12 protein-coding genes are annotated in these 11,512 nt (G+C 54.2%); all 12 read right to left on the bottom strand.

The window, feature by feature from the left end; genetic code table 11:
- Positions 1-36: 36 nt before the first annotated feature.
- Positions 37-540, bottom strand: coding sequence for a hypothetical protein (locus ABWV47_RS13905; protein WP_353312803.1), 504 nt, complete (start codon positions 538-540; stop codon positions 37-39).
- Positions 541-642: 102 nt separating this feature from the next.
- Complete coding sequence (yidD, locus tag ABWV47_RS13900) at positions 643-885, bottom strand: membrane protein insertion efficiency factor YidD (protein WP_353312801.1); 243 nt, start codon at positions 883-885, stop codon at positions 643-645.
- A gap of 144 nt (positions 886-1,029) precedes the next feature.
- On the bottom strand, positions 1,030-2,337 hold the full coding sequence (locus ABWV47_RS13895; protein WP_353312799.1) for a DUF8689 domain-containing protein: 1,308 nt from the start codon (positions 2,335-2,337) through the stop codon (positions 1,030-1,032).
- A gap of 114 nt (positions 2,338-2,451) precedes the next feature.
- Complete coding sequence (locus tag ABWV47_RS13890; RefSeq protein WP_353312797.1) at positions 2,452-2,985, bottom strand: A24 family peptidase; 534 nt, start codon at positions 2,983-2,985, stop codon at positions 2,452-2,454.
- Between the two features lie 11 nt (positions 2,986-2,996).
- Positions 2,997-3,845 (bottom strand): tetratricopeptide repeat protein, encoded by an 849-nt coding sequence (locus tag ABWV47_RS13885; RefSeq protein ID WP_353312795.1) that lies wholly within the window; start codon positions 3,843-3,845, stop codon positions 2,997-2,999.
- Positions 3,846-3,875: 30 nt separating this feature from the next.
- On the bottom strand, positions 3,876-4,439 hold the full coding sequence (locus tag ABWV47_RS13880; protein ID WP_353312793.1) for a tetratricopeptide repeat protein: 564 nt from the start codon (positions 4,437-4,439) through the stop codon (positions 3,876-3,878).
- Between the two features lie 31 nt (positions 4,440-4,470).
- Entirely contained in the window at positions 4,471-5,445 is a 975-nt protein-coding gene (locus ABWV47_RS13875; RefSeq protein ID WP_353312791.1) for a type II secretion system F family protein, read from the bottom strand.
- 12 nt (positions 5,446-5,457) lie between these two features.
- Entirely contained in the window at positions 5,458-6,426 is a 969-nt protein-coding gene (locus tag ABWV47_RS13870; RefSeq protein WP_353312789.1) for a type II secretion system F family protein, read from the bottom strand.
- A gap of 5 nt (positions 6,427-6,431) precedes the next feature.
- Positions 6,432-7,892: a TadA family conjugal transfer-associated ATPase gene (locus ABWV47_RS13865; RefSeq protein ID WP_353312787.1), complete on the bottom strand. Its 1,461-nt coding sequence runs from the start codon at positions 7,890-7,892 to the stop codon at positions 6,432-6,434.
- A 15-nt stretch (positions 7,893-7,907) separates the two neighbouring features.
- Positions 7,908-9,146 carry a CpaE/TadZ family protein gene (locus tag ABWV47_RS13860; RefSeq protein WP_353312784.1) on the bottom strand — a complete coding sequence of 413 codons (1,239 nt, stop codon included), beginning with the start codon at positions 9,144-9,146 and terminating at the stop codon, positions 7,908-7,910.
- Between the two features lie 295 nt (positions 9,147-9,441).
- Positions 9,442-10,095: an OmpA family protein gene (locus tag ABWV47_RS13855; RefSeq protein WP_353312782.1), complete on the bottom strand. Its 654-nt coding sequence runs from the start codon at positions 10,093-10,095 to the stop codon at positions 9,442-9,444.
- A gap of 14 nt (positions 10,096-10,109) precedes the next feature.
- The gene (locus tag ABWV47_RS13850) at positions 10,110-11,507 is read right to left on the bottom strand and encodes a type II and III secretion system protein family protein (protein WP_353312780.1); all 1,398 of its coding nucleotides are present in this window, start codon (positions 11,505-11,507) and stop codon (positions 10,110-10,112) included.
- Between the last annotated feature and the right edge of the window lie 5 nt (positions 11,508-11,512).

The raw sequence follows: 11,512 nt of genomic DNA, 5'->3' as shown, positions 1-11,512 counted from the left end.
GTACGGACGCCAGACATTACAAGAGTTCAGCAGTGTTTACTGCACTTGTTCTTTGTTGCACTCCCGTGCCAGATCCAGTGCCTTTGCTGTTCCGCTCAAATCCACGGTGAATGAGAATTTTGTTTCCGGAAAGACAGTCATCGTATACGCGCGGCGAATGTCCTCAAAAACCTTTGGATTGTCGGTCAGAACATAACCACCACTGTATCCTTTGGTGATATTGCCGCGCATGCCAGTGGCCTCGCCGACATAGAGATCATCGCCAATCACCAGCGCCACACCGGATTTGTCACCCTTTTTGATGTCGGTTTTGGCCTTGGTGAAGATGCCAATGTAGCCAATGGCGCGATCATCGGTCAGCCCCATTTGAATAACATTGTCAAAATCGTCTTTGGTTTCGACAAGGCAGGATTTCTTTTCTGTGTCGACATATACGTTCCATCCCTCGATGGCGCCGTAGCCGACAAATTTATCTGCAAATGCAGCAGTTGCACCCAGAGAAAGCGACAATGTGAAGGTGAGAATATTGGAAAAACGCATAAAGAGCTCCGTCACTAAAATGATGGGGCTACGGTAGTCCTGAGGCGTGTGGCTGTCCAGAACACTCTCAGCGATAGCAAGGGATACTGCATCGCAGGGGCGCTAGGACTGATCTTCTGTTTTTGGTTCTGGAACCGGATCATATCCGCTGCTGCCGAGGGGATGGCACCGGCCGATGCGGCGCAGGGTAAGCCAGCCGCCTTTGAGCGCGCCGTGTTTCTCCAATGCTTCCAGCGCATAAGCTGAACAGGTTGGTTGATAGCGACAGTTGAAGCCAACCCACGGGCTGAAGATCAAGCGGTAGGCACGGACTGGTACCGCGACGATATGGGCAAATGGAGACATGCTGCAGATGTAGGGGCGCGTGGCAGAAATGGGAAGGGGCTTTGCTCCGCTCGCCACGCATCGCGCTCCCCAAACAAAGGCACTTTCTATCAGTTGGAATGACACAGACGCGCACACGTTATAGTTTTGTCAGCGCCAGTTGTTTTACTTCACGATGTGTTCGTCTTTTACAAACATGTTCGCCCAAGCGCGATCGACCAAGTCTGGACGCATTTGGTAGGGGATCCCCTCAAACTCACAGATTGAAATGATCTGGTCGATCAAAAATACCGGTTGGTAGTTGGCATAGGTATTGTCGATGGTTGGGTATTTTGTCTTTAGCAAATGGATCAGAGAAGCCTCATCCAGCGGTAGACCTTTCTTCTTGGCCACAAGCGCGAAGATTTTTAGGAAGTTTTCCTGACTTGGGCCATCAATTTTGATTTTGTAGAAAATCCGGCGCAAGGCGGCTTGGTCAAAGATTTCGTTGGGGTGGAAGTTTGTGGAGAAAATCACCAACGTGTCAAAAGGCACCTCAAACTTCTCGCCGGATTGTAGCGCGAGAATGTCTTTGCTTTCTTCCAATGGTACGATCCAACGGTTGACCAAAGACTGCGGTGGCTCTGCTTGGCGGCCAAGGTCGTCCACGATAAAAATACCACCGGTGGATTTGAGCTGAAGCGGGGCCTGATAGGTGCGCGCCGTTGGGTTGTAGACCAAATCCAGCATGCTCAGCGACAGTTCACCGCCGGTGATCACGGTGGGGCGGTCACATTTCACGTAGCGGCTGTCAAAGCGCGCGGTGCGTCGCAAGCTGTTCATATCCTGCTCATCGCCTTCGGCGGCGGAGTGCACAATCGGGTCGTAAACTGTGATGACTTGGCCAGCATATTCGATGGCGTGCGGCACATAGACTTTGTCACCCATGGCGTCACGAATGCCGTTGGAGATTGAAGACTTACCGTTGCCAGGGGGGCCATACATCAGGATTGAGCGGCCAGAGCCCACGGCGGGGCCCAATTGGCCCAGCAAATCGGGTGGCAAGATCAGGTGCCCCATGGCGTTCGTCAACTGATCGCGGGTGATTTGGATGTTGCGAATAGATTGGCGTTTTACCTGTTCGCGGTACACCTCCAAGGGCACAGGCATCGCGCCGAAGTATTCGGATTGCGCCAACGCATCCTGTGCACGGGATTTGCCTGCATCGGTAAGCTGATAGCCCATCTCGTTGCCGCTGTTTGCATTCAGGGTGCCGGTTGCCTCAAGCAATTTCTGCTCGCGTGCCATGTCTACAAGTTGCTGGGTCACTGCGATCGGCAGGCAGACTGCCTTGGCAATATCCGTGACCATATCGATATTTTTGCGAAAGATGGTCTTTAGCAGAATGTCCCGCATCATCACCGGAGGAAGAAGCATCTCCTCGAGCCGTTTGGGCGCGGGTGGGGCCATCACGTTGGCTGTTTGCATATTCATAAACGCAACACTCCTGATGGGGGCGCACAACGACCCCGGTCTGTTTGGAGCTGTTAGACAGTCAAAAGGTGGCGGTTTTGGGGCCGCAACGGGCCATCAGCGTGAAGCTGGAATTTACGTGCCGTAGAGGGCGCCCAAAAGCAGGTACGTACAGAGCGCGAGGCCAATACCGGTGCCCATCGGCAGGGTTATTTGATCGCCCTTGCCAACATTGATCGTGTTTTCGGACGCTTTCAGCCGCCACGCGGCCCAATCTGGTGCCAGATTGCGCAGCGGACTGTTGCGCACAAGCAAAGTGACGAGAACCGCCGCGAGCACGGAGCCAAATGTGATGAACAGCATGGAGCTCGTGTCAGCACGGTCCACAAACAAGGCAGCAACAGCGGCCATTTTTACATCACCTGCACCAACTTGGCGCAGCATCCACATCAGCAGCAGAACGGCAAACACCACCGCGTAGTTGGCAAATCGCCAGGCGAAATCAACAAATGGCAGCGTTATCAGGCCGATAGCGACAAATACAGCAAACAGCGCCCATACAGACAGGTTGCTGATTTTCTTGTGCTTCATGTCCATCCAGAAGATGTAAACGCAGAGAGGCAACGCAAAGATCAGCGACCACAGGGCGAAGGTGGCGGACACCTGCATAGGATCAGACCTTAGGAGTTTTCGAGCGCGTTGAGCGCACGCACTGCGGCTTCAAAGTGCTGCGGATGTGTTTCAACTGCGTCGCGCAGCAGAACTTTTCCGATTTCCGTGTCGCCTTGTTTGATCGCCGACAATGCCAAGGTGTGCAACAGCTGGGCACGTTCGGTTTGCACCATTGGGACCACTGGCAATGTGTACTTGCGTTGGGCGCCGCGCGCCAAAACCATGTTGTTTTTGGCCGTGAACAATGTGCTGTCTTGACGGATGGCGTCACCAAACAAACGCTCAGCCTCGGCATAGTCACCGCGGGTCAGTTTGGAATATCCCCAGTTGTTCATAACCCCGGCAGGCCGTGTTGTCAGACCAACAGCGGTTTGATAGAAACTGTCCGCGTTGCTCCATTCCTGATTGCTGTCTGCAATCATGGCCTCAAGACGGTAGCGCTTGAATGTCTCATGAGTCGGCGGGATGCCATCCAGCGTCTTCTCAGCTTCGTCCCACTGACCCGCACGTATTTGTGCATCCGCAAGATCCACAAGATCGTTGGCAGTGCTGTCGGTGTGCTTTGCCACACGTTCCCAAGCTGGCACAGCTTCCGTGTAGCGCTTTGCACGCACATAAGAAATTGCCAGTCCTCGCTGGACATCTAGCCGGTCAGGATTGCCTTTCAATGTCCGCTGAAAATACGAAACACCTTCGTTTGGATCAGCCACCGTCAACATAACGTCAGACAGGTTGGCTTCATCCAATGCGTTCACGTCCTGAATGGCGCGTTCAACGCTTTCGTCTCCTTTGTCTGCGCAGGCGGTCATTGCGACCAAGCCCACCAAACAAATTGTCCCAAACACAGGATGGCGCATGTTTGCGTCCTTTACTGCTCGTGCTCTCAATTATGGTGTCGGCCGGATGAGATAATCACTACTGCCCCGTCGCACCAACTTATATTCTTGTGGTTTTTCGTCACCATAGCCGGGATGATTCGATTTTGCGAGTGCTAAGCGCAAATTATCACGAATTGCGTCACTTTCGCCGTTGTCCAGCGCATACGCCTTCTCAAGAACCAGTTCCGCTTCGGGCAGGGCGCCTTTCTCCATCAGCACAACTCCAAGGTTGTTCCAAGTCTCTGCATGGCTGTCATCCAACTCAAGGGACTCCCGTAGGAGTTCTTCAGCTTGCCCCAACCGTCCTAGTGCCAAATTGGCGCTGCCCACGGCGGCAAGCACTTCTGGCGTGCGGCCGTGGGTGACAGCGGCACGCACAAAGGCATCCATCGCCAATTCGGTTTCGCCAGCCTCCAAAAGACGCCAGCCCACAACCAGCCCGTCAACAGCCGCCTGTGATCGGTCAACATCAGGTGCGAAAGGAGAGTCCTTGGGCGCAGAGAGGCCGCCTGTGTCGCAGGCGGCCAAAATAAGGATGCAAGTTGTCAGGGCGAAGGCCCGCACTCGTGTCATTGGTGGATCGCTTGTCGCTCGTTTTTTTGCCTCACTGGCCGAGCGAAGTGATCCCGATCACGGAGGGGCTGACCAGAATGATCAACAACGGCGGCACAGTCAGCATCATAGTGGCCAAAGTCATCTTTGTTGGCAACTTGTTTGCGGCTTCTTCGGCGCGCATGACCCGTTTGTCGCGCATCTCACCGGCATAAACCCGGAGTGCTTCCGCAATCGAGGTCCCAAAGGTGGCCGATTGGATCAGCACAGTCACAAATGAGGATACATCCTGAACGCCGCAGCGTTCCCCCATGTCTGACAGAACCTGTGATTTGTCCTTACCAGCCTTCATCTCTTGCGCGACGATGTCAAACTCGTGTGCCAGTGCAGGGTAGGAGGCATGCAATTCGTTCGCCACGCGGACAATGGACTGGTCAAGCGATTGTCCAGCTTCCACGCACACCAACATCATGTCCAAACTGTCTGGAAACCCTGCTGTGATCTCTTCTTTGCGCTCTTCAACGCGGCGGGTCACCCAATACTTGGGCAGGAAGTAGCCTGCACCACCGGGTCCCAAGGTCCACATCAGCATGTCAGACGTGGTGGATTCAGGGGTTTGTTTCACGAATATGAAGTAGCTCACGCCGACGATCAGCAACCCGACACCCAGCACCATCTGCGCCAGATAGTAAGCGCGCACCGCGTCGCGTGACGGGTACCCGGCCTGCATTAGGCGTAAGCGTACTGAGCTGAGTTCCTCTTCAGTTTGAGGCTCAAGGAAGGCTTTGTATTTGTCGAGCTTGGCGTTGGCAGCCTTGCGACGTAGTTTGTCATCTTTGCCATTTGTTTTCAGGCTCTTGCCTGACTGGCTGCGTTTGAACTTCTCAATCGGGTCATCTTTGCGTGCTGCCATGATCGCAAACAGTGTCAGCGCAAAAAAACCGCCAAGCACCAGCACTGCCATCAAAGGACCTTGCGGACCAAAGATATCGGTCAACATCAGGTTTAGGGCTTCCATAGTGGTCATCGTCGGATATCCTTAAACTTTAATGTTGGTCAGAATTTTCATCACGATGAGGTTCACACCAAGGAACATTCCCACAGCAATACAGCCGGGAATATAGAGCCAGTGGTCTTTCACCTCGTCGTAGTAGTTTGGATCCATCACATTGATGGCAATCAACGCCATGATCGGGAAGCCGGACAGGAATTTACCGGACCATTTCGCCTCTGCCGTGATGGCGCGCACTCGGCGGAACAGCCGGAAACGGGCGCGGATCACTTTGGACAGCCCTGCGAGAATTTCCGCAAGGTTACCGCCGGATTGTTGTTGGATGGTCACGGCCACAGACAAAAAGCGCAAATCTTGCATATCCAGCCGCTCCGCCATGTCTTTGAGCGCTTCACCTAGGTCACGACCATAGGCGGCTTCGTCAGCGATCATGCCAAATTCGGTGGCCAAGGGATCGTCCACTTCTTTGGAGACAATCTGGATGGCGGCGGAAAACGGGTGTCCTACACGCAGCGAGCGCACCATCAATTCAATCGCGTCCGGCAACTGTTCTTCGATCAGTGAAATCCGTTTGTTGGCTTTGAACGACACCCATGTATAGACGCCACCAACACCCATCATCACACTGATCGCCGCACGGGTCACTGTACCGGTTTGGGTGCCAACCGTCAGACCCAAGAACGCGAAAATTGTGACGGCGACCATAATCATGATCAGCTGTTGCGGGCTGAAGGCAATCGCCGCCTTTTGCGCCTTTTCGGCCAGCATCGAATACAGCGGAATGCCGCGGTTTTCGCCGTGCTGGCTCAATTCTTTGCGAAGCTGCTCTAGTACTTCTTCGCGTTTGGCACCTTTGTCGAGCATGTCCAACCGACGGTTCACGCGGTTGTTCAGGCTGATGGATTTGCCAAATACCGTCAGATACGCCCCTTCGACCAACACAAAGACGCCGACAAAAATTAGGACATAGACGATGAGTTCGGGAGAAAATGGCATGTCTGTTACCCCGCAGACGGTTCGTAAATTTCAGGCGGCAAATCGTAACCCCAGAGGCGAAACCGCTCTGAGAAGTGTGACCGCACACCTGTGGCCGTGAAGTGGCCAATGATTTTGTTTTCCGGCGTTAGGCCGGTGCGCTGAAACCGGAAGATTTCCTGCATAGAAATCACATCTCCTTCCATACCGGTGATCTCGGTGATGGAGGTCATGCGCCGGGAGCCATCCTGCAAGCGCGACGCCTGCACAATCAGGTTCACAGCTGAAGAGATTTGTGAGCGCACAGCTTTAAGTGGCATCTCAATTCCCGCCATGGCGATCATGTTTTCAAGACGGCTGATACCATCACGTGCGTTGTTGGCGTGGATCGTGGTCATAGAACCGTCGTGGCCGGTGTTCATGGCCTGCAACATGTCGATCACTTCCTCACCACGGGTCTCACCCACAATGATGCGGTCCGGACGCATCCGCAGCGCGTTTTTGAGACAGTCGCGCGGGGACACTTCACCTTTGCCCTCCACGTTGGGGGGGCGGCTTTCCATCCGGCCTACGTGAGTCTGTTGCAGTTGAAGTTCCGCAGTATCCTCAATTGTGAGGATGCGTTCTTCGTTCGCAATAAAAGCTGACAGTGCGTTGAGCGTGGTGGTTTTACCGGAGCCGGTACCACCCGACACGATCACGTTCAGCCGCGTGGCGACCGCAGCTTGCAAATAAGCCGCCATTTCTTCTGAGAACGCACCAAAACGCACCAGATCATCAATGCCCAGTTTGTCCTTTTTGAACTTACGAATTGATACCAGCGAGCCGTCCACTGCGATGGGTGACACCATGGCGTTAAAGCGTGAACCATCGGCCAAGCGCGCATCCACATAGGGGTTGGATTCATCGACACGACGGCCAACGGCTGAGACGATTTTGTCGATAATCCGCAGCAGGTGCTTTTCGTCTTTGAAGACGATGTCGCTGATCTCAAGCTTACCTTCGCGTTCCACAAAAATCTGCTTGGGGCCGTTAACCAAAATATCGTTGACGGTTTCATCCTGCAGCAGCGCTTCAAGCGGGCCCAGGCCTGTCACTTCGTCATACAGCTCTTGGAAGAGCGTGGTGCGCTCTTCTCGGTTCAGAACAATCGCTTTGTCCTGCAAGACTTCTGACGCAATGGCTGTGATTTCTGTGCGGAGCTCCCGTTCAGAGGCCTTTTCCAACGCCGCCAGGTTGAGATTGTCGAGCAGTTCACGGTGCAGCTCGAGCTTGATTTCGCCCAAGCGCTCCTTGCGGCGCCGCTCTTTGTCGCCAGTGGCCGCGATGGCGGACACTTTTGACACGGGACGACGCATGACCTTCTTCGGTTCAGGCGCAGGGGCAGAAGGTGCCGGCTTGGCCGCCTTTTGTGGCGCGGCTTTTACGGCTTTCTGTGCCACCGCTTCCGCGGGGCTGGCATCTGTTTTCTTGTAACGCGAGAACATATGGCGGGTCCCTTATTAAGCGGCTTGGTCGTCGGATTGATCCAACGCATGCAGGCTGTGTGCGAGTTTGGCGATTTCTTTGCGCAATGGGCTTTTGGCCGCTGCGACAGCGAGAGGTTGGCCATGGTCAGAGGCTTGCGGCACCTGTTTCCCACCGTCCGGTAGATGCAGATCGATCGAAATGCCGAGGCTCTCAGCCAGTCTTTTGACACGGCTTTTTCCGGACAAATCGGTAAATTTGGGCGCGCGGTTCATCACGTACCGCAACTTTTCAAACGGCAAGTCTTCGGCTTGTAGTGCACGTTTCAGGCGCATTGCGTTTTGGGCCGAGCGCATGTCGATTTCCATGGTTGCGAAATACACATGGGCCGCTTGCAGGACCACTTCGGACCACTGCACCAGCGTCGACGGCATATCGACAATCACGTAGTCATAATGTTTGCGTGCCATTTCGAGGACGCGCTCGATGTCTTCTGGTGTCACCAAATCCAGCGGAATGATGTCAGACGGCGCTGTCAACACATGCAATGTGTCTTCATAGGTCTGTAGCGCCTGCCCAAAACTCTCGCTGTCCATGCTTTCTGTGTCGGTGATCAGCTCAAAAACTGATTCCGGACGCGGCAGGTCAAGATAGGTCGAGACGGTGCCAAACTGTAAATCCAGATCCAACACACACACGCTTGGTGGTGTTTTGGTGATTGTTGCCAGTTCCCAGCCGAGGTTGGTCGCCAGCGTTGTTGCGCCGGTGCCGCCGGCCAGACCATGCACCGCGATCAGCACACCTTCACGTGACTCACCGCCAGCGGCCAATTTTACTTTGGCGTTCGGCGCGGATTCTGGGGTGGTTGCAGATTTCCGCATCTTTTCGATGGCAGCTTGCAATTCACCCGGCGGGAGAGGGTAGGGGATAAATTCGTCTGCACCGTGGCGCAACAGGTGATGCAGGGAAGCAGGCGTAACGTCCTCTGCAATCAACAAGGTGCGAATGTTGCGGTTGCGGGCTTCCGTGATGATCTCAGTCAGATCATCAAGGGAATCTTCGTCCAGATCATCGATCGCAAGCGCAATGAATTCCAGGTGTTCGGCGTCGGGTTGCTCCATGAACGGGAGTGCATCTTCTAAGCCCAGATCGCCCCATTGCTCCCCAAGTGCCTCTTCCATATCCACGATCAACAGCTCAAAATTCTGCACATCCCGGCATACGGTACATGCCAGGATCCGACTCTGATCTGTCTGCAACGCTTCGCTACTCATATTCAGCCTCTAGTTACTCTTGCGCCTAAGGCGCGTATTTTTGTGCAGAGGTGCCCACCTCGAGAAGGCGTGATCCAGAAAGGAACCAGCATCGGTCGTTTTCCGACCCAACACACTTTGCCTCAGGAATGAACATCACCCTTAACTTGGGCAACATTGGGGCCAAAAAGCCGAAATTGTGCGGTATTGTGCGACGATCTCCGGCACTCAGAAGAAGTGTTTCGTGCGCATAAAAAAAGCCGACCCTTGGGTCGGCCTTTTTTATCGCATTGAAAGAAAATGGCTTTTAGGGCGTCTATTCGCTGCCACCGCCCAGTGCTAACCCTTCGAGGCCGGTTTTTGCTTGGGCGCTGTTCACGTAGTCGCGATAGATGATCGCGGCATATTTTCCATCCAAAATATTAGGATGGCCCGAGACAAACCCGGTGACTTCAGTCACCGTGCGGCGGTTTTTGCGTTCCCGACCTTGGGTGACAATCAGCGGCTGGGTTTTGCCCAAAGAGACAACGGCTTCCAGACGATCACGCGAAATGCCCTGAGACCCCAGATAGGAGACAACAGCTTGCGCCCGGCGCAAGCCAAGCGATTTGTTGTAGCCATTGGAGCCCACGGAATCGGTGTGACCGTACACTTTGAAACGGACTTCCGGGAATTCGCGAATCCAATTGGCCTGTTGACGCAGCACTGCACGAGAGTTTTCATCCAACGTCGCGCTGTCGAAGTCGAAGTTCACCATATTGGGCACTTCTTCAGCAAACCGGTTTGCGAGGCTCAGAACATAGCTGCGGTCGCCGTTTTGAATGCCAAGATTGTTGATATTGGCTTCACCAAAGGTGCCAGAGTCCACGACTGACCCGGATTCACGCACCCAAGATGGCACGACATTACCGTCGCCATCTGAACAGGCGGAGATCAGCAGAACTGAAAGAGCGGCAAGTTTCTTGATCATCTTACGTCCCTTCCTCAATCCATCACATAGCCATAAGAGCCAGTGAAGTCATGTTTGGCAACTTCACCTTCGGCGCCGCGTTGTTTTTTAGCGTTAGAGCTGGTGTGGCCAAACAAAAACAAGTCCTGTTCGCTGGGCGGTTTTACGCGATCTGTTGGCAAGGACAGTGCTTCGCCACGTGTCGGCGTTACCAGGTGCGCTGTGATAATCACGACCAGCTCTGATTGGGAACGTTCGTAGTCCGCGCTGCGAAACAATGTGCCCAGGACTGGTACATCGCCAAGCCACGGAACCTGCGAGTTGTTGTCAAGGAAATCGTCCTGCAGCAAACCGGAAATCGCAAAACTTTCGCCGTCGCGCAATTCCACAGTTGTGGCCGTTTCGCGGCGGGTAAAGGCGGCGATGTTCAGGGAACCGTTGGTAAAGCCGTTTGCTGGGTCCAGCGCCGAAACTGCTGTGGCCAATTCGAGGTTGATCAGATCGCCATCCACAACACGTGGAATGAAATTCAGCTCGACACCAAAGGGTTTGAACTCAACGGAGATGTTGCCGTCATCCTGTGCGACGGGAATTGGATATTCGCCGCCGGCCAAGAATTTCGCTTCCTGACCAGACAATGCCGTCAGGTTCGGCTCTGCCAAGGTGCGAACCATACCTTTGGTTTCCAGCGCTTGCAGCATCAGATTGATCTCAAACGCACCGGCGTTCAAGTTGAAGAAGCCGGCGCCCCGGGTATCGGCGTTTAAGAAGCGGTTGCCATCGTCATCGGGAATTTGGTTGAAGAAACCAGTTGAGATCCGATCGGAGCCATTAGAGATTTCAAAATCTGTGGTGAGGGCCTTGGAAACGCTACGCTGCATTTCTGCAAAGCGCACTTTCAAGGTGACTTGCTGGATGCCACCAACCACCATGAGATTGGACACTCGCTCAGGTGCATAGCGTTCAGCTAGGTCCAATGCTCGATCTAGGCGCTGCGCCGAGGACACAGTACCAGAAAGTACGATGCCGTCATTGGCGGTGCGCACTTCAATGGTTTCAGTTGGTAAGATCTGCTTCAATCGTTCCTTGAATTCGGTCAGATCCGGGGCAACCCGTACTTCTACATTTGTAATGAGTTTGCCAGTGGCGTCCAACAGCGTCAGCGTCGTCATGCCGGGCGCTTTCCCCAACACGTAGATCGTGCGATCTGACAACGAAGAAATATCCGCAATCGCCGGGTTGGCAATCGAGAGCTCCGCAAAGGGAACTTCACTTTCCACCACCACCGCGCGGTTCATCGGAACCCCCAGTGTGGAAGAAGTACCACTGCGCACAACCCTTAGGCTTTCCGCAACGGAAGAGGGTGCCAGTACCGGCAAAACCCCAACGGCGACGCCCAACAGGGCCGCCCCAAACAATCGTCTCATAATCATTGTGA

It is taken from the genome of Shimia sp. NS0008-38b (assembly GCF_040370365.1).
In the GTDB taxonomy this organism is placed as follows: domain Bacteria; phylum Pseudomonadota; class Alphaproteobacteria; order Rhodobacterales; family Rhodobacteraceae; genus Shimia.
Note: the sequence above shows the minus strand (reverse complement) of the source record. Positions and strands in the feature narration are given on the sequence as shown.

Excerpts from the sequence above, each read along its gene's own strand:
- ABWV47_RS13850 (WP_353312780.1), bottom strand. The coding sequence starts at position 11,507 with ATGATTATGAGACGATTGTTTGGGGCGGCCCTGTTGGGCGTCGCCGTT.
- ABWV47_RS13890 (WP_353312797.1), bottom strand. The coding sequence starts at position 2,985 with ATGCAGGTGTCCGCCACCTTCGCCCTGTGGTCGCTGATCTTTGCGTTG.
- ABWV47_RS13860 (WP_353312784.1), bottom strand. The coding sequence starts at position 9,146 with ATGAGTAGCGAAGCGTTGCAGACAGATCAGAGTCGGATCCTGGCATGT.
- ABWV47_RS13865 (WP_353312787.1), bottom strand. The coding sequence starts at position 7,892 with ATGTTCTCGCGTTACAAGAAAACAGATGCCAGCCCCGCGGAAGCGGTG.
- ABWV47_RS13870 (WP_353312789.1), bottom strand. The coding sequence starts at position 6,426 with ATGCCATTTTCTCCCGAACTCATCGTCTATGTCCTAATTTTTGTCGGC.
- yidD (WP_353312801.1), bottom strand. The coding sequence starts at position 885 with ATGTCTCCATTTGCCCATATCGTCGCGGTACCAGTCCGTGCCTACCGC.
- ABWV47_RS13855 (WP_353312782.1), bottom strand. The coding sequence starts at position 10,095 with ATGATCAAGAAACTTGCCGCTCTTTCAGTTCTGCTGATCTCCGCCTGT.
- ABWV47_RS13875 (WP_353312791.1), bottom strand. The coding sequence starts at position 5,445 with ATGACCACTATGGAAGCCCTAAACCTGATGTTGACCGATATCTTTGGT.
- ABWV47_RS13905 (WP_353312803.1), bottom strand. The coding sequence starts at position 540 with ATGCGTTTTTCCAATATTCTCACCTTCACATTGTCGCTTTCTCTGGGT.
- ABWV47_RS13885 (WP_353312795.1), bottom strand. The coding sequence starts at position 3,845 with ATGCGCCATCCTGTGTTTGGGACAATTTGTTTGGTGGGCTTGGTCGCA.
- ABWV47_RS13880 (WP_353312793.1), bottom strand. The coding sequence starts at position 4,439 with ATGACACGAGTGCGGGCCTTCGCCCTGACAACTTGCATCCTTATTTTG.
- ABWV47_RS13895 (WP_353312799.1), bottom strand. The coding sequence starts at position 2,337 with ATGAATATGCAAACAGCCAACGTGATGGCCCCACCCGCGCCCAAACGG.